Below are 17,036 nucleotides of genomic sequence, written 5' to 3' on the forward strand. Positions count from 1 at the left end.
GGCCGCACGGGGCGTTTCGATGATGCGCTGCGCGCGGCGCTTACGAGCGCTGCGGGTTGACCTTGTCGTCCTTCGAATGCAGCTTGTTCAGCGCGGAGATGTACGCCTTGGCGGACGCGGCGACGATGTCCGGATCGGTGCCGACGCCGTTGACGATCCGCCCGCTCCTCGACAGCCGGACGGTCACTTCGCCCTGCGCCTGCGTGCCGGTCGTGATCGCGTTGACCGAGTACAGCAGCAGTTCGGAACCGCTGCCGACTTCGCCCTCGATCGCGTTGAACGTCGCATCGACCGGACCGTTGCCGCGCGCCTCGCCGGTCACTTCCTTGCCTTCGACCGCGAACACGATTTTCGCCTGCGGCTGCTCGCCCGTCTCCGAACGCTGCGACAGCGACACGAACTTGAAGTGTTCCTGCTCGTGCGCGAGCGCCGATTCCTCGGACACGATCGCGATGATGTCCTCGTCGAAGATCTCGGACTTGCGGTCGGCCAGATCCTTGAAGCGCATGAACGCGGCATTCAGTTCGGCTTCGCTGTCGAGCGACACGCCGAGCTCCTGCAGGCGCTGCTTGAACGCGTTGCGGCCCGACAGCTTGCCGAGCACGATCTTGTTCGCGGTCCAGCCTACATCTTCCGCGCGCATGATCTCGTAGGTATCGCGCGCCTTCAGCACGCCGTCCTGGTGGATGCCCGACGCGTGCGCAAATGCGTTCGCGCCGACCACGGCCTTGTTCGGCTGCACGACGAAACCGGTGATCTGCGACACGAGCTTCGACGTCGGCACGATCTGCGTGGTGTCGATGCCGACGTCGAGGCCGAAGTAGTCCTTGCGGGTCTTCACGGCCATCACGATTTCCTCGAGCGACGTGTTGCCCGCACGCTCGCCGAGACCGTTGATCGTGCACTCGACCTGACGCGCGCCGCCGATCTTCACGCCTGCGAGCGAGTTCGCGACGGCCATCCCGAGATCGTTGTGGCAGTGCACGGAGAAGATCGCCTTGTCCGAGTTCGGAATGCGCTCGCGCAGCGTCTTCACGAGGTTGCCGTAGAGCTCCGGCACGCCGTAGCCGACCGTGTCGGCGATGTTGATCGTCGTCGCGCCCTCGGCGATCACGGCTTCCAGCACGCGGCACAGGAAGTCCAGATCGGAGCGGCTGCCGTCTTCCGGCGAAAACTCGACGTTGTCGGTGAACTTGCGCGCGAAACGCACCGCGAGACGCGCCTGTTCGAACACCTGGTCGGGCGTCATCCGCAGCTTCTTTTCCATGTGCAGCGGCGACGTCGCGATGAACGTGTGGATCCGGAAGCTGTTGGCCGGCTTCAGTGCGTCGGCCGCGCGCTGGATGTCCTTGTCGTTGGCCCGGGCCAGCGAGCAGATCGTGCTGTCCTTCACGAGACCGGCGATCGTGTGGATCGCGTCGAAATCGCCGTTCGAGCTGGCCGCGAAACCGGCCTCGATCACGTCGACCTTCATCCGCTCGAGATGCTTCGCGATGCGGATTTTCTCTTCCTTCGTCATCGACGCGCCGGGCGATTGCTCGCCGTCACGCAACGTCGTATCGAAAATGATCAGCTTGTCTGTCATGGGGGGCTCCAGGGCTCTTTATACGGAAGTCAAACGTAATGCGATCGCGCCACCGCTGGCGACGCTCAACAACAGACGAAGCTTGACGGAGGGCGAGAACGGTCAGCGCGGCAGGCGCGCCAACGCTAGCGCGCGTAGCGGCGCACCGGCTAGAAGGAGGGAGAGGCGGGAAAATGCAGTCATGCCGAAGACTATAACGGCATTCCGTTGGGCGCGCAATCGGCCGGCACCCCGGGTTCCGGCTGCCCCCGTTCGAAAAAGGGGCAAATGAAAACGGCGGCCCCGAGGCCGCCGTTTCCGGGCAGATCGCGCGTCAGGTCAGTGATCGCGCTGCGACGAGCGCGCCGGATTCGCGCGCCCGCGGATCGCCATGTAGGCCCAGAACACATAACCGGACAGCCCGTACAGCACGAACAGGCAGAACAGCATCAGCGGCGGGTCGGACGACACGAGCACGAACGCGACGACGACGAGCAGGATCGCCGCGAACGGCACGCGGTGTCGCACGTCGAGCGCCTTGCCGCTGTAGAACGGCGCGTTCGACACCATCGTCACGCCCGCGTAGATCGTCAGCACGAATGCGACCCACGGCAGCCAGCCGAGCTTCATCGGCACGCGGTTGTCGGTCGCGAGCCACACGAAGCCTGCGATCAGCGCCGCGGCGGCCGGGCTCGGCAAGCCCTGGAAGAAGCGTTTGTCGACGACGCCGATGTTCGTATTGAAGCGCGCGAGGCGCAGCGCGGCACCCGAGCAGTAGACGAATGCGGCGAGCCAGCCCCAGCGGCCGAGATCCTTCAGCACCCACTCGTACATCACGAGCGCTGGCGCGACGCCGAACGACACCATGTCCGACAGGCTGTCGAACTGCTCGCCGAACGCGCTCTGCGTATGCGTCATGCGCGCGACGCGCCCGTCCATCCCGTCGAGCACCATCGCGACGAAAATCGCGATCGCGGCGATCTCGAAACGCACGTTCATCGCCTGCACGACCGCGAAGAAGCCGCAGAACAGCGCAGCGGTGGTGAATGCGTTCGGCAGCAGGTAGATGCCGCGCGTCTTCAGGAACCGCTGGCGCGCGGCACGGCGGCTCTCGATGGGTACCGGATCGGCGGCCATCCCCTTGTTGCGGCGGAACGGGCGTGGCGTCTGGCCGGAGCCGTTGCGCGGCCGACGTGGTTTGAATGCGGCCATCGTGCGCCCCGCCGCTTACTGTTCGAGCTCGGCGAGGATCGTCGACGACGCGTAGACCTTCTCGCCGATCGACACCTTCGCGCGGCTGCCGATCGGCAGGTACACGTCGACGCGCGAACCGAAGCGGATGAAACCGTAGCGCTGGCCGCGCGACAGCGGCTCGCCGGCGCGTACGTAGCAGAGAATCCGGCGGGCGACGAGGCCCGCGATCTGCACGGCGGTGACGGTCTTGCCGCTCGCCGTCTGCATCACGACCGCATTGCGCTCGTTTTCGGTCGACGCCTTGTCGATCGCCGCGTTCAGGAATGCGCCCGGAAAGTACTCGACCTTGGTGATCGCGCCATCGACCGGCGAACGCTGCGAATGGACGTTGAAGACATTCATGAACACGCTGATCTTCAGCGCTTCGCGGTTCGCGTACGGATCCTGGGTGGTCTCGACCGCGACGATGCGGCCGTCCGCCGGGCACAGCACCGCGTTCGGCTGCGCCGGGATCGGACGCTGCGGATCGCGGAAGAACTGGACGACGAAGGCGAGCAGCAGCCAGAACGGCCACGCGAAGCCGAAGCCCCCGACGGCGTGGATCAACAGCGCGATGACGGCAGCAATCGCGATGAACGGCCAGCCTTCGCGCGCGATGATCGGATGAGGATAGTTCATGGATTCGTTCTGTGTTCGGTGAATTGCAAAGCCCGTAGCATAACAAAAGCCGCCCGGGGCACTGCTGCCTTCGGACGGCTTTTTGATGCCGACCCTCCACTCGAAGGGCCGGAACAGCACGCGGTGCTTAGTTCTTCGTCTGGTCGACGAGCTTGTTCTTCGCGATCCACGGCATCATCGCGCGCAGCTTCGCGCCGACCTGCTCGATCTGGTGCTCGGCCGTCAGGCGGCGGCGCGACTGCAGCGTCGGAGCGCCTGCCTTGTTCTCGAGAATGAAGCTCTTCGCGTACTCGCCCGTCTGGATGTCGGTCAGGCACTGCTTCATCGCCTTCTTCGTCTCTTCCGTCACGACGCGCGGGCCCGTCACGTACTCGCCGTACTCGGCGTTGTTCGAGATCGAGTAGTTCATGTTCGCGATGCCGCCTTCGTAGATCAGGTCGACGATCAGCTTCAGTTCGTGCAGGCACTCGAAGTACGCCATTTCCGGCGCGTAGCCTGCTTCGACCAGCGTCTCGAAGCCAGCCTTGATCAGCTCGACGGTACCGCCGCACAGCACGGCCTGCTCGCCGAACAGGTCGGTTTCGGTCTCTTCACGGAAGTTCGTCTCGATGATGCCTGCACGGCCGCCGCCGTTCGCTGCCGCGTACGACAGCGCGATGTCGCGTGCCGCGCCCGACTTGTTCTGCGCAACCGCGATCAGGTGCGGCACGCCGCCACCTTGCGAGTACGTGCCGCGCACGGTGTGGCCCGGTGCCTTCGGCGCGATCATGATCACGTCGAGGTCGGCGCGCGGGATCACCTGGCCGTAGTGGACGTTGAAGCCGTGCGCGAATGCCAGCGCCGCGCCCTGCTTGATGTTCGCGTGCACTTCCTTCGCGTACACGTCGGCGATCTGCTCGTCCGGCAGCAGCATCATGACGACGTCCGCGCCCTTCACCGCTTCCGCGACTTCCTTGACCGACAGGCCGGCGTTTTCGGCCTTGCTCCACGACGCGCCGCCCTTGCGCAGGCCGACCGTCACGTTCACGCCGCTTTCCTTCAGGTTCAGCGCGTGTGCATGGCCTTGCGAGCCGTAGCCGATGATCGTGACTTGCTTGCCCTTGATGAGGGAGAGGTCAGCGTCTTTGTCGTAGAAAACGTTCATGATGGGTTCCTTCGCTAATTCAAAAATTCAACAATTCGTTCGGATGGAGTACTGCGGGCCGGGACATGACGGCGCACCCGGCGTGCCTCTTCGGCATTTCGGCATCAAACCTTCAGGATGCGCTCGCCGCGTCCGATGCCGGAGCTGCCGGTACGCACGGTCTCGAGGATCGCGCTCGCGTCCAGCCCCTGGATGAATGCGTCGAGCTTGTCGCTCGCGCCCGTCAATTCGATCGTGTAGGTCTTTTCGGTCACGTCGATGATGCGGCCGCGGAAAATGTCCGACATCCGCTTCATTTCTTCGCGCTCCTTGCCCACTGCACGTACCTTGATCAGCATCAGCTCGCGTTCGATGTGTGCACCGTCGGTCAGGTCCACCACTTTCACCACCTCGATCAGGCGGTTCAGATGCTTCGTGATCTGTTCGATCACGTCGTCGGAGCCAATGGAAACGATGGTGAGCCGCGACAGCGATTGGTCTTCGGTCGGCGCCACCGTCAAGGTTTCGATGTTGTAGCCGCGTGCGGAAAACAGACCGACCACGCGCGACAGCGCGCCCGGTTCGTTCTCCAGCAGGACGGAAATGATGTGTCTCATGTTCGCTTCTTCCAGAATGTGTCCGTGTCGATTCACTCGCGCCGCGCGCCGCCACGTGCCGCACCGCCCTTCGTGAAGGCGGCCGCATCCGGGCCCGCGCGCGTCGCGCCGTTACAGATCTTCCGATCCGAGCAGCATCTCGGTGATGCCCTTGCCGGCCTGTACCATCGGCCAGACGTTTTCGGTCGGATCGGTCTGGAAGTCGAGAAACACGGTGCGATCCTTCAGGCGCAGCGCTTCCTTCAGCGCCGGCTCCACATCCGAGGTCTTTTCGATCCGCATGCCGACATGGCCGTACGCTTCGGCGAGCTTCACGAAATCGGGCAGCGCATCCATGTACGAATGCGAATAGCGCTTGCTGTATTCGATCTGCTGCCACTGGCGAACCATGCCGAGGTAGCGGTTGTTCAGCGAAATGATCTTCACGGGCGTGTCGTACTGCAGGCAGGTCGACAGTTCCTGGATGCACATCTGGATCGAGCCTTCGCCTGTGATGCACAGCACGTCGTCGTCCGGGTGCGCCATCTTGACGCCCATCGCCGCCGGCAGGCCGAAGCCCATCGTGCCGAGGCCGCCGGAGTTGATCCAGCGACGCGGCTTGTTGAAACGGTAGAACTGCGCGGCCCACATCTGGTGCTGGCCGACGTCCGAGCACACGAACGCATTGCCGTCCGTCAGCTCCCACGCCTTCTCGACCACGTACTGCGGCTTGATGATCTCGCTTTCGCGGTCGAACTTCAGGCAGTCCTTCGAGCGCCAGCCCTCGATGTCCTTCCACCATTGCGCGAGCGCGTCGGTGTCGGGGCCGTGCTCGGCCGTTTGCAGCTGCTCGATCAGCTCCTTCAGCACTTCCTTCACGTCGCCGACGATCGGGATGTCGACCTTCACGCGCTTCGAGATCGACGACGGGTCGATGTCGATGTGGATGATCTTGCGCGGACGCGACGCGAAGTGCGCCGGATCGCCGATCACGCGGTCGTCGAAGCGGGCACCGATCGCGATCAGCACGTCGCAGTGCTGCATCGCCATGTTCGCTTCGTAGGTGCCGTGCATGCCGAGCATGCCGAGGAATTTCTTGTCCGACGCGCGATAGCCGCCGAGGCCCATCAGCGTGTTCGTGACCGGGTAGCCGAGCAGGTCCGCGAACTGGTTCAGTTCACGCGACGCGTCGGCGAGGATGATGCCGCCCCCCGTATAGATGTAGGGACGCTTCGCCGTCAGCAGCAGCGACACGGCCTTGCGGATCTGGCCCGAATGGCCTTTCGTGACGGGATTGTACGAACGCAGCGACACGCTCTTGACGGGCTCGTACTGGCACGGCGTCTTCGAGATGTCCTTCGGGATGTCGATCAGCACCGGGCCCGGACGGCCGGTGCGGGCGATATAGAACGCCTTCTTGACGGTTTCCGCGAGGTCGCGCACGTCCTTCACGAGGAAGTTGTGCTTCACGCACGGGCGCGTGATGCCGACCGTGTCGCATTCCTGGAATGCGTCCTGGCCGATCGCGGCGGTCGGCACCTGGCCGCTGATCACGACCATCGGAATCGAATCCATGTACGCCGTCGCGATGCCGGTCACCGCGTTGGTGACGCCGGGGCCCGACGTCACGAGGCAGACGCCGACATTGCCGGTGGAACGCGCATACGCATCGGCTGCGTGCACGGCCGCCTGTTCGTGGCGCACCAGCACGTGCTGAATCTTGTCCTGCTTGTAAAGCTCGTCGTAAATATAGAGAACCGAGCCGCCGGGGTAGCCCCAGATGAATTCGACGTTCTCGTCGGCCAGTGCCTTCATGAGCACGGTGGCGCCGATGGAGTCGCTATCGGGAGGGGAAAGGGGTTCCGACGTGGAGAATTCCGCGCTGGGCATGTTCATCTTTGACCTTTCGAATTTTCGGCAAAAAATTGATCGGGTGCTCTCTGCCGGGCTTGTGGCTCGGGTTCAAGCGGCGCGTCCAGTTTGAAGGGCGGGCTTCTTGGGCCAGCCTCAAATGAGACCATCACTTCATGTTGCGAATCGTTGACGATAGCGGGTCGTGATTGGGTCGTCAAGCAAAATATCCCGCAGCGCATCATGCGCGCCGCCCGGCACCCCGCCGCCGCGGCTCGCGCGCAACGCGCGGCGCCCAATCCGGTGCCAAGCAGCGTGAAAATTTGTTAGCATCCGCGGGTTTTACGAAATTTTTCGACCTTTTACACCACGCAGCGGTCCGCAGCGCATACCTTCACGGAATGGCATCAGACAAGGAACTCGCCGACTTTCTGGCGGGCGTCGAAAGGCGCGCGTTCAAGCAGGCTGCGTACGCGGTGCGTGACGACGATGCGTCGCTCGACATCGTGCAGGACGCGATGATCAAGCTGGCCGAGAAATACGGCGACCGGCCGGCGGCCGAACTGCCGCTGCTTTTTCAGCGGATCCTGCAGAACACGATCCACGACTGGTTCCGCCGGCAGAAGGTCCGCAACACCTGGGTCACGCTCTTCTCGTCGCTGAACAACACCGACGACGAAGACTTCGACCCCCTCGAAACGCTCGAATCCGCGGACGACAACGCGGGCGTCGAGAGCAGCGAGCACCGCCTCGAAAGAGAGCAGGTTCTGGCCCTGATCGACGAAGAAATCCAGAAACTTCCGGCGCGTCAACGGGAAGCGTTCCTGATGCGTTATTGGGAAGATATGGATGTCGCCGAGACTGCCGCCGCAATGGGGTGCTCCGAAGGCAGCGTCAAGACGCACTGCTCACGAGCCACCCACACCCTGGCGCAAGCGCTCAAGGCCAAAGGAATCACGCTATGAGCTCCACTCCCGCAAACCGAGAACACGAATTCGCGCTGAAGGTGCGCCGCGCGCTGGATGAGCGCGCGGCCGAACTGCCTGCCGCGACCACCGATCGGCTGGCCGTCGCCCGCCGGGCTGCGCTCGCGCGCAAGAAGCCCGAGCCCGCGACCGCGCCGGTGTTCGTGCCGGCCTTCGCCGGCGCGGCCGGCGCCTACGGCCCGGCGCCCACGAGCCACCCGCAGGCCGGCCGCCCGTACGCGTCGTTCGCGCGCCGCCTGCTGCGTGCGTGGCCGCTCGCGCTGCTGCTCGCGGGGCTCATCGGCATCGCCTACTGGGAAGACATGCAGCGCACCGCCGAGCTCGCCGACATCGACGCGGCGATGCTCAGCGACGACCTGCCGCTCAACGCGTATCTCGATCACGGGTTCAACGCGTATCTTTCGCGCGCTCACTAACAGACAATAACGAGGGGATCGCACGGGTGAGTCAGAAGCGCGGCCTGGCCGTATTTTTCGGATGCGTGATCGCGATCGCCGTTTGCTACGTCGCCACGTATTCGCGATTCCACCCGTCCCCCGCGACGACTTCCGTCACGGCCAGCAGCCCTGCCGCGCCTGCATCGGCCGCGACCGGACTGACCACCGACCTCCCGCCGCTGCCGCTGCCGGCCGCCACCGGCCCGCTGTCGTGGGCGCGCCTCACGCCGGCGCAGCACGCGGCACTCGCGCCGTTCGCCGACCAGTGGGACGGCTTCAGCGACGCCCGCAAGCGCAAATGGCTGAAGATCGCATCGCGTTTCGCGAAGTTGACGCCGGATGACCAAAAGCGCCTGCAGGACCGGATGTCCGAATGGGCGCGGATGACGCCCGAGCAGCGCCGCGTCGCGCGCGAGAACTACCAGAGTGCGAAGGAGCTTTCCGCGCAGGCGCGCGAGCGCGCGTGGAAGGCCTACCAGCAACTCCCCGAGGAGCAGAAAGAGCGTCTTGCCGCGGCCGAGCGGCGCCGCCGGCCGAGCGTCGTCAGCGCGCCGCCGACCGTCGCCGACCGTGACGTCCGCCGCCTCGTCAATTCGCACGATCACCCGGCAAGCGGTGCGGCCACCGCACCGGCGCTCGCCTCGGCCGGCGCCGCCGCGCCGCCGGTGCCCGCGTCGTCGACGTCCGGCGCCGCGTCCGCGCCCGCTCCAGTGGCGCCGGTGTCGCCCGCCGACGCGCCTTCGCTGTTCAAAGGCTCCTGAGCGGCCGTGGCGAACGCCCGCGCACCCGAGACTCCGGCCACCGCGCCGTCCGTGCGGCGGCGTCTCGCCGCGCTGCTCTACGAAGGCGTGCTGCTGTTCGGCGTCGTGTTCTTCGCGGGGCTCGCGTTCAGCCTCGCGACGCAGCAGCGCAGCGGCCTCGTCCATCACAACCTGCTCGCCGCGTGGATCGCGCTCGTCGTCGGCGCGTACTTCGTCTGGTTCTGGACCCATGGCGGCCAGACGCTGCCGATGAAGACCTGGCGGCTGCGGCTCGAATCGTCGAGCGGCCGGCCGCTGCGCGCCGGCCACGCGCTCGTCCGCTATGCGCTCGGCTGGCTGTGGTTCCTGCCGCCGCTCGCACTGCATCCGCTCGTCGGCCTGTCGGTGCCGGTCACGCTGGCGCTCACCGCCGCATGGATCGTCGCATGGGCCGGCGCCGCGCGGCTGCATGCCGGCGGCCAGTTTCCGCACGACCGGATCGCGCGCACGCGCGTCGTCGCCATGCCGCGCTGACGCGCCGCATTCGCCAGACGAAATCAGCTCGCCCAAGCCTCCGCCACCTCGCCTGACGACCCGCCAGGCAACCGCAGACCGTTCGGTGCGGCAGATTACACAACCCCGTTCATTCACTGCTAAACACCCTGCATAGGTCGTAATAAGAACGTCTCGTGACTGTCACGGCACAGTCACGCCCGCATGGCGGAATGCCGGTAATGTCAACCGGCGCGAGTCATGCATGGGCCAGAAAACGTCCGCGACCTCCCTCTTCCGTCACCCGCTCGGCGCTCGCACCGCCACCGCGTTCCTGTCCGGCGCGGCCGCAACCGATAGCCTGGCGGCGCAGGAGCCGCCTGCCGCGCACACCACGCAGCACGACGACCCCGACCCGTCCGCGCATCGCTACCGCACCATCTGGCTGTCCGACATCCACCTCGGCTCGAGCGGATGCCAGGCGCCGTACCTGCTCGACTTCCTGCGTCACAACGATTCGGAATACCTGTACCTCGTCGGCGACATCATCGACGGCTGGCAGTTGAAGAAAGGCTGGTACTGGCCGCAGGCGCACAACGACGTCGTGCAGAAGATCCTGCGCAAGGCGCGCAAGGGCACGCAGGTCGTCTACATCCCCGGCAACCACGACGAAGGCGCGCGACAGTTCTGCGACCTCGCGTTCGGCGACATCCAGGTGCGCGGCGAGGCGTTCCACACGACGCTCGCGGGCAAACGTTTGTGGATCGTGCACGGCGACCTGTTCGACGGCGTGATCCAGCACGCGAAATGGCTCGCGTACCTCGGCGACACGCTCTACACGCTGATCCTCGTGCTGAACCGCTGGTTCAACCGGATCCGCAGCCGGCTCGGCTTCCAGTACTGGTCGCTGTCGCAGTACCTGAAGCACCAGGTCAAGAACGCAGTCAACTTCATCTCGCAGTTCGAGACCGTGATGACCGACGAGGCGCGCCGCCGCGGCTGCGACGGCGTCGTGTGCGGCCACATCCACAAGGCCGAGATCCGCGATATCGATGGCGTGCTGTACTGCAACGACGGCGACTGGGTAGAAAGCCTGTCCGCGCTCGTCGAAACGATGGAAGGCGAACTGAAGATCGTCTACTGGACGGTGATGCGCACCGCGCCGTCGGAGACCACGTCGCGCAAGGCCAAGGCCACTGCCTGACACAACCCTACTTACAGGACAATGCCGCGATGAAGATCATGATCGTCACCGACGCGTGGGAACCGCAGGTCAACGGCGTCGTGCGCACGCTGAAGAGCACGTCGCGTGAACTCACGGCGCTCGGCCACCGCGTCGAACTGCTGACGCCGCTGGAATTCCGCACGGTGCCCTGCCCGACCTACCCCGAGATCCGCCTGTCGATCCTGCCGTACCGCAAGCTGCGCGCGCGAATCGATGCGTTCGCGCCCGACGCGCTGCACATCGCGACCGAAGGCCCGCTCGGCCTCGCCGCGCGACGCTATGCGCGCACCCACAAGCTGCCGTTCACGACCGCATACCACACGCGCTTTCCGGAATACGTGCAGGCGCGCTTCGGCATCCCGCTGACCGCGACTTACCGCTTCCTGCACTGGTTCCACGGCCCGTCGCTCGCGGTGATGGCGCCGACGCCGGTCGTCAAGGAAGACCTCGAGAAGTTCGGCTTCACGAACGTCGTGCTATGGACGCGCGGCGTCGATCTCGACATCTTCCGCCCGATGGAGTCGAAGGTGCTCAACACCGCGCGGCCGATCTTCCTGTACGTGGGCCGCGTCGCGATCGAGAAGAACGTCGAGGCGTTCCTGCGCCTCGACCTGCCCGGCTCCAAGTGGGTCGCGGGCGAAGGCCCCGCGCTCGCGGAACTGAAGTCGCGCTACCCGGAAGCGAACTATCTCGGCGTGCTGTCACAGGCCGAGCTTGCGAAGGTGTATGCTGCGGCCGACGTGTTCGTGTTCCCGAGTCGCACCGACACGTTCGGCCTCGTGCTGCTCGAGGCGCTCGCCTGCGGCACGCCGGTCGCCGCGTATCCCGTCACGGGCCCGATCGACGTGCTCAGCGGCGGCGACGCGGGTACGATGCACGAGGACCTGCAGGAAGCCTGCCTCGAAGCGCTGAAGATCGAACGCACGACTGCGCGCGCGTGGGCAGAACGCTTCTCGTGGCGCGCGGCGTCCGAGCAGTTCGCATCGCATCTGAAGCCGCTGCCGAAGACCGCGTACTCGCCAGCCGAAGGTGCCGCCGTTTGAAACGAGACCTGAACGACAAGACCCCGCCCCCCGCCGCGACGCCGCAACGGCACCGCCCGTTCGACGAGGAAGAGCCGCATGGCGACACGGACGCGCACGCGTCCGAGCCGCTCGGCCCCGACGATCAACTGACGCCGCTGCCGCCGAACCCGTACAAGCGCCACCGCGGCATCACCCGCGCATGGTACGCACTCAAGCATTCGTTGAACGGCTTCCGTGTCGCGATCCGCGAGGAGAGCGCGTTTCGCCAGGAGCTCACGCTCGCCGCGCTGATGCTCCCGATCGGCGCGTTCGCGCCGGTGCCGGCTGCGTCACGTGCGCTGCTGATCGGCTCGGTGCTGCTGGTGCTGATCGTCGAACTGCTGAACTCGAGCGTCGAGGCCGCGATCGACCGCATCTCGCTCGAGCGCCACGAACTCTCCAAGCGTGCGAAGGACCTCGGCAGCGCGGCCGTGACGGTCGCGCTGTTCGCGTGCGTGACGACGTGGGGCTTCGTGCTCGGCCCGGTCGTCGCGCACTGGCTCGGCTTCTAGGCTTCCGGACGGCTGCCTGAGGGCGCATTGCCCACCGCCCGCGTGCGGCGCTGCACCATCCGTCGCGCGGGGCCGCGATCACGAAATGCGCCCGATGTGGCGAAACCCCGGTTTATAATCGTCCGCTAGACATAGAACAGCAACCCGCGCCGGACGAATCACGCAGCATCGATTGCAGCGCCCGCCAGTCCGGCACACACAGGGCCGGACGACATGGAAGCGAAACCTCCCCGCCGCACCCGCGAACGGATTCTCGAGTTGTCGTTGAAACTCTTCAACGAGATCGGCGAGCCGAACGTCACGACCACGACGATCGCCGAGGAAATGGAAATCAGTCCAGGCAACCTGTACTACCATTTCCGCAACAAAGACGACATCATCAACAGCATCTTCGCGCAGTTCGAGCAGCAGATCGAACGGCGGCTGCGCTTTCCCGAAGATCACCGTCCGACGATCGACGAAACCTGGTCGTACTTGCAGTACATGGCCGATTTCATGTGGACCTACCGGTTCCTGTATCGTGACCTCAACGACCTGCTCGCCCGCAACCGCACGCTCGAGACGCACTTCAAGCAGATCATCAGCCACAAGGTGCGCTTCGCGCACGACATGTGCGAGCTGCTCGTGTCCGACGCCGAGATGGTCGCGACGCCCGCCGAGATCGAGGTCATCGCCACCAACATGGCCGTTATTTCGACGTACTGGCTGTCGTATCAGTACGTGATGCATCCGCGCAAATACAACGACCAGGACGCGATCCGCGAGGAACTGCACCAGGTCAGCATGCACGTGATCTCCGTGATGGCACCATACCTGCGCGGCCGTTCGCGCCAGCTGTTCGACGACCTGGTCTCCGGCAAGCTACCGAAGCGCCAGTTCACCGACTACCTGCCGCCGCGCGACGGTTCGCCGCGCCCCGCCGACAGCCCGGTCACCGTTGGGCAGGCTCCCGCCAAGGATTCCAAGCAATGAAGGCGGTCTGCGTTTACTGCGGCTCGTCGCCCGGCGTGCGGCCCGTCTATGCCGACGCCGCGCGCGCATTCGGCCGCGCGCTCGTCGATGCGGGCATCACGCTCGTGTACGGCGGCGGCCGTGTCGGCCTGATGGGCGTGATCGCCGATGAAGTGATTGCGGCCGGCGGCCGTGCGGTCGGCGTGATCCCCGAACTGCTCGTCGACAAGGAAGTCGGCCATACGGGGCTGTCGGAACTGCACGTCGTGCCCGACATGCACCACCGCAAGAAAATGATGGCCGACCTCGCCGACGCGTTCGTCGCGATGCCCGGCGGCGCCGGCACGCTTGAGGAACTCTTCGAGGTTTACACGTGGGCGCAGCTCGGCTATCACCGCAAGCCCGTCGCGCTCTACAACATCGATTCGTTCTACGATCCGCTGATCGCGCTGCTGCGCCATACGGTCGACGAGGGTTTCATGCGTCCGGCCTATTTCGACGCGCTGTGCGTCGATTCGGAACCGGTCGAACTGATCGAGCGGCTTCGCCGCTATCAACCGCCCGCCAACGACAAGTGGGCGCCCGACGCAGCGAAGTAACCGTCCCCGGGAACCGCACACGATGACCGCACCGTCCGACCGCAAGGCCGTTCTCATCACCGGCGCGAGCCGCGGCATCGGCCGCGCGACCGCCGTGCTCGCGGCCGAACGCGGCTGGGACGTCGGCGTCAACTACGCGCGCGACGCGGCGGCGGCCGAACTCACTGCACAAGCCGTCCGCGACGCGGGCGGCCGGGCGTGCGTGGTCGCAGGCGACGTCGCGAACGAAGCCGACGTCGTCGCGATGTTCGACACCGTTGCGGCCGCGTTCGGACGCCTCGACGCGCTCGTCAACAACGCGGGCATCGTCGCGCCGTCGCTGCCGCTCGCCGACATGCCGGCCGACCGGCTGCGGCGGATGTTCGACACCAACGTGCTCGGCGCGTACCTGTGCGCGCGCGAAGCCGCGCGCCGGCTGTCCACCGACCGCGGTGGCCAGGGCGGCGCGATCGTCAACGTATCGTCGATCGCATCCCGGCTCGGCTCGCCGAACGAATACGTCGACTACGCGGGCTCGAAAGGCGCGGTCGACTCGCTGACGATCGGCCTGGCGAAGGAACTCGGCCCGCACGGCGTGCGCGTCAACGCGGTGCGACCCGGCCTGATCGAGACCGAAATACACGCGAGCGGCGGCCAGCCGGGCCGTGCGGCCCGCCTCGGCGCGCAAACGCCGCTCGGCCGCGCGGGCGAAGCGCAGGAAATCGCCGAAGCGATCGTCTGGCTGCTCGGCGACGCGGCGTCCTACACGACGGGCGCCCTGCTCGACGTCGGCGGCGGCCGGTAACCGCACGCGCGGCACATCAAAACCGCCGCCTCAAGCTATCTGTCGTCACGGCGCCACAAATCTTCACAATTTCGTGACGGTTTCAGTAAACATCCGTAATAGTTCCGTGATCTACTAGCGTACGTTCAGACAGGTGTCATAAACGCCTGTTCCTTGCCGCCCTGATGTGGCCCTTATCGGTCCGGCCCATGTCGCCGAACCGGCTCGACTCGACCCGAGATCTTTTCCATGCCTGGAACCGCAGCGCCCAGCCGGCGACGCACGTCCGTGCCCGCTCCGGCCCCGGACGCACGCCCAACCGCCGACGCCAACCTCACCGCGACGCTTGACGCCGCCGGCACGCCCGTCGTCGCCGCGACCGCCGCAACCAGCACCGCGCGCGACCGCTCGCTCCTGCTCGGCTGGCGCGCGTGGCTGCTCGTCGTCGCCCTGGTCTGCGCGTATGTGCTGCCCGGCGTGCTCGGCCACGACCCGTGGAAACAGGACGAAACCTACACGTTCGGCATCATCCAGCACATGCTCGAGACGGGCGACTTCGTCGTGCCGACCAATGCCGGCCTGCCGTTCATGGAAAAGCCGCCGCTTTACGCGTGGGTCGCGACCAGCCTTGCGTGGCTGCTTCAGCGCGTGATGCCGCTGCACGACGCCGCACGGCTCGCGAGCGCGTTGTTCGCGGCACTCGCGTTCGGCTTCGTCGCACGCGCGGCGCGTGTCGCCAGCCGCGCGGACAGTTGGTTCGACCTGCGCGTGATCGGTCCCGTCGTGCTGAGCGCGGGCACGCTCGTCGTCATCAAGCACATGCACGACATGATGACGGACGTCGCACTGTTCGCCGGTACGGCAATGGGCTTCTGCGGGCTGCTCGAACTCGTGATGCAGCACGTCGCGCGCGCGCAGCAGATGCGGCACGGGCTGCCGGTCCGGCCCTCGGGCCGCTGGGCCGCGCCGATCCTCGGCGCGGGCGTCGGCATCGCGCTGATGACGAAGGGGCTGTTCGTGCCGCTCGTATTCGCGGCCACGCTGGTCGGCGCGCTGGTGCTCTACCCGGCCTGCCGCACCCGCTCGTTCGCGCGCGCGCTCGGTGTCGCCGCGCTCGTGTTCGCGCCGTTCGCGCTGATCTGGCCGACCGCGCTGTTCCTGCGCTCCGAGACGCTGTTCATGACGTGGTTCTGGGACAACAACGTCGGCCGTTTCTTCGGCTTCTCCGTCCCCGAACTCGGTGCGGAAAACGACAAGCCGTTCTTCATCCTGCGTGCGTTCCTGCTCGTCGGCTTCCCGGTCGCGCCGCTCGCGATCGTCGCGCTCGCGCGCGGTGCATGGCGCGACTGGCGCACGCCGCGCATCGCGCTGCCCGTGCTGTTCGTCGGCATCGGGCTCGCGGTGCTGCAAGTGTCCGCAACGTCGCGCCAGCTCTACATCCTGCCGTTCTTCGCACCGCTCGCGCTGGTCGCCGCGCAGGCGATCGAACGCATTCCGCGCACGCTGCATCTCGCGTGGGATTACTTCAGCCGCGTGCTGTTCGGTACCACCGCCGCGCTCGCCTGGGCAATCTGGGCAGTGATGGCCGACCCGACCGCGTCGCGCGCGGATCTCGCGCCGCTCGGCCGCTGGCTGCCGCTCGACTGGACGATGCCGATCGAGCCCGCGCTCGTGATCGGTGCGCTCGCGCTGACGGTCGGCTGGCTGACGCTGCTGCCGAAGCTGCGCACGACGGGCCTCTGGCGCGGCGCGCTGTCGTGGGGCGCCGGTACGCTCGTCGCGTGGGGGCTCGTCTACACGCTGCTGCTGCCGTGGCTCGACGTCGCGAAGAGCTACCGCTCGGTGTTCGACGACCTGAACGCGCATCTCGCGCTCGAATGGAACGACGGCGACTGCATGGCGAGCCTGCACGGGCTCGGCGAATCGGAAGCGCCGATGCTGTACTACTTCTCCGGCATCCAGCACACGCCGATCGACGACGCGAAGACGACGCGCTGCACGTGGATGATCGTCCAGGGTGTACGGGCCGTCGATCCGGCGCCCGGCAGCGAATGGAAACTGTTCTGGACGGGCGCGCGCCCGGGCGACAACGAGGAACTGCTGCGCGTCTACGTGCGCACGCCCGAACAGCACCTGCAGTGACGCAGGACGGCGCGCGCCGTCTTGCCTGTCTTCATCTCCGGCAAAGATTGAAACCGGCCGCCTGAGCAGTGCGCAACCGCCGGGCGACGCGCGCCATCAGCCGGTTTCCCCGGCCGCCA

General features: G+C 66.2%; 17 protein-coding genes. 11 read left to right on the forward strand and 6 right to left on the reverse strand.

Annotation, left to right across the window (positions count from 1 at the left end):
• Nucleotides 1–40 precede the first annotated feature (40 nt).
• From R9B84_RS11930 to R9B84_RS11955, 6 genes are all read right to left on the reverse strand, one after another.
• Nucleotides 41–1,585: a 2-isopropylmalate synthase gene (locus R9B84_RS11930; protein WP_423758105.1), complete on the reverse strand. Its 1,545-nt coding sequence runs from the start codon at nt 1,583–1,585 to the stop codon at nt 41–43.
• A gap of 318 nt (nt 1,586–1,903) precedes the next feature.
• Nucleotides 1,904–2,776: a CDP-diacylglycerol--serine O-phosphatidyltransferase gene (gene pssA, locus R9B84_RS11935; RefSeq protein WP_069747452.1), complete on the reverse strand. Its 873-nt coding sequence runs from the start codon at nt 2,774–2,776 to the stop codon at nt 1,904–1,906.
• A gap of 15 nt (nt 2,777–2,791) precedes the next feature.
• Nucleotides 2,792–3,436, reverse strand: coding sequence for a phosphatidylserine decarboxylase (locus R9B84_RS11940; protein WP_423758106.1), 645 nt, complete (start codon nt 3,434–3,436; stop codon nt 2,792–2,794).
• 127 nt (nt 3,437–3,563) lie between these two features.
• Nucleotides 3,564–4,580 (reverse strand): ketol-acid reductoisomerase, encoded by a 1,017-nt coding sequence (gene ilvC, locus R9B84_RS11945; protein WP_047898620.1) that lies wholly within the window; start codon nt 4,578–4,580, stop codon nt 3,564–3,566.
• Nucleotides 4,581–4,684: 104 nt separating this feature from the next.
• On the reverse strand, nt 4,685–5,176 hold the full coding sequence (gene ilvN, locus R9B84_RS11950) for an acetolactate synthase small subunit (protein ID WP_006750445.1): 492 nt from the start codon (nt 5,174–5,176) through the stop codon (nt 4,685–4,687).
• Nucleotides 5,177–5,287: 111 nt separating this feature from the next.
• Nucleotides 5,288–7,051, reverse strand: coding sequence for an acetolactate synthase 3 catalytic subunit (locus R9B84_RS11955; RefSeq protein WP_047898621.1), 1,764 nt, complete (start codon nt 7,049–7,051; stop codon nt 5,288–5,290).
• Nucleotides 7,052–7,407: 356 nt separating this feature from the next.
• Here R9B84_RS11955 and R9B84_RS11960 point away from each other — a divergent pair, with 356 nt between their 5' ends.
• The 11 genes from R9B84_RS11960 to R9B84_RS12010 all read left to right on the forward strand — a co-directional run bounded on the left by R9B84_RS11960 (nt 7,408) and on the right by R9B84_RS12010 (nt 16,917).
• Nucleotides 7,408–7,971: an RNA polymerase sigma factor gene (locus R9B84_RS11960; RefSeq protein ID WP_047898622.1), complete on the forward strand. Its 564-nt coding sequence runs from the start codon at nt 7,408–7,410 to the stop codon at nt 7,969–7,971.
• Nucleotides 7,968–8,408: a DUF3619 family protein gene (locus tag R9B84_RS11965; RefSeq protein ID WP_423758107.1), complete on the forward strand. Its 441-nt coding sequence runs from the start codon at nt 7,968–7,970 to the stop codon at nt 8,406–8,408. Before R9B84_RS11960 ends, R9B84_RS11965 begins: the two co-directional genes overlap by 4 nt.
• Before the next feature lie 26 nt (nt 8,409–8,434).
• A complete protein-coding gene (locus R9B84_RS11970) occupies nt 8,435–9,190 on the forward strand; it encodes a DUF3106 domain-containing protein (RefSeq protein WP_423758108.1) in 756 nt (251 codons plus the stop codon).
• Between the two features lie 6 nt (nt 9,191–9,196).
• Complete coding sequence (locus tag R9B84_RS11975; protein WP_423758109.1) at nt 9,197–9,703, forward strand: RDD family protein; 507 nt, start codon at nt 9,197–9,199, stop codon at nt 9,701–9,703.
• A gap of 223 nt (nt 9,704–9,926) precedes the next feature.
• Entirely contained in the window at nt 9,927–10,865 is a 939-nt protein-coding gene (locus R9B84_RS11980; RefSeq protein WP_423758110.1) for a UDP-2,3-diacylglucosamine diphosphatase, read from the forward strand.
• A gap of 29 nt (nt 10,866–10,894) precedes the next feature.
• Nucleotides 10,895–11,929 (forward strand): glycosyltransferase family 4 protein, encoded by a 1,035-nt coding sequence (locus R9B84_RS11985; protein ID WP_423758111.1) that lies wholly within the window; start codon nt 10,895–10,897, stop codon nt 11,927–11,929.
• On the forward strand, nt 11,926–12,462 hold the full coding sequence (locus R9B84_RS11990; protein WP_262535167.1) for a diacylglycerol kinase: 537 nt from the start codon (nt 11,926–11,928) through the stop codon (nt 12,460–12,462). Before R9B84_RS11985 ends, R9B84_RS11990 begins: the two co-directional genes overlap by 4 nt.
• A 213-nt stretch (nt 12,463–12,675) precedes the next feature.
• On the forward strand, nt 12,676–13,434 hold the full coding sequence (locus R9B84_RS11995) for a TetR/AcrR family transcriptional regulator (RefSeq protein ID WP_096471400.1): 759 nt from the start codon (nt 12,676–12,678) through the stop codon (nt 13,432–13,434).
• Entirely contained in the window at nt 13,431–14,012 is a 582-nt protein-coding gene (locus tag R9B84_RS12000) for a TIGR00730 family Rossman fold protein (RefSeq protein WP_423758112.1), read from the forward strand. Before R9B84_RS11995 ends, R9B84_RS12000 begins: the two co-directional genes overlap by 4 nt.
• 22 nt (nt 14,013–14,034) lie before the next feature.
• Nucleotides 14,035–14,796, forward strand: a complete 762-nt coding sequence (locus R9B84_RS12005; protein WP_423758113.1) for an SDR family oxidoreductase — start codon at nt 14,035–14,037, stop codon at nt 14,794–14,796.
• A gap of 228 nt (nt 14,797–15,024) precedes the next feature.
• On the forward strand, nt 15,025–16,917 hold the full coding sequence (locus tag R9B84_RS12010) for an ArnT family glycosyltransferase (protein ID WP_423758114.1): 1,893 nt from the start codon (nt 15,025–15,027) through the stop codon (nt 16,915–16,917).
• Nucleotides 16,918–17,036: the final 119 nt, after the last annotated feature.

Source organism: Burkholderia sp. NLJ2, assembly GCF_049487195.1.
Taxonomy (GTDB): domain Bacteria; phylum Pseudomonadota; class Gammaproteobacteria; order Burkholderiales; family Burkholderiaceae; genus Burkholderia; species Burkholderia pyrrocinia.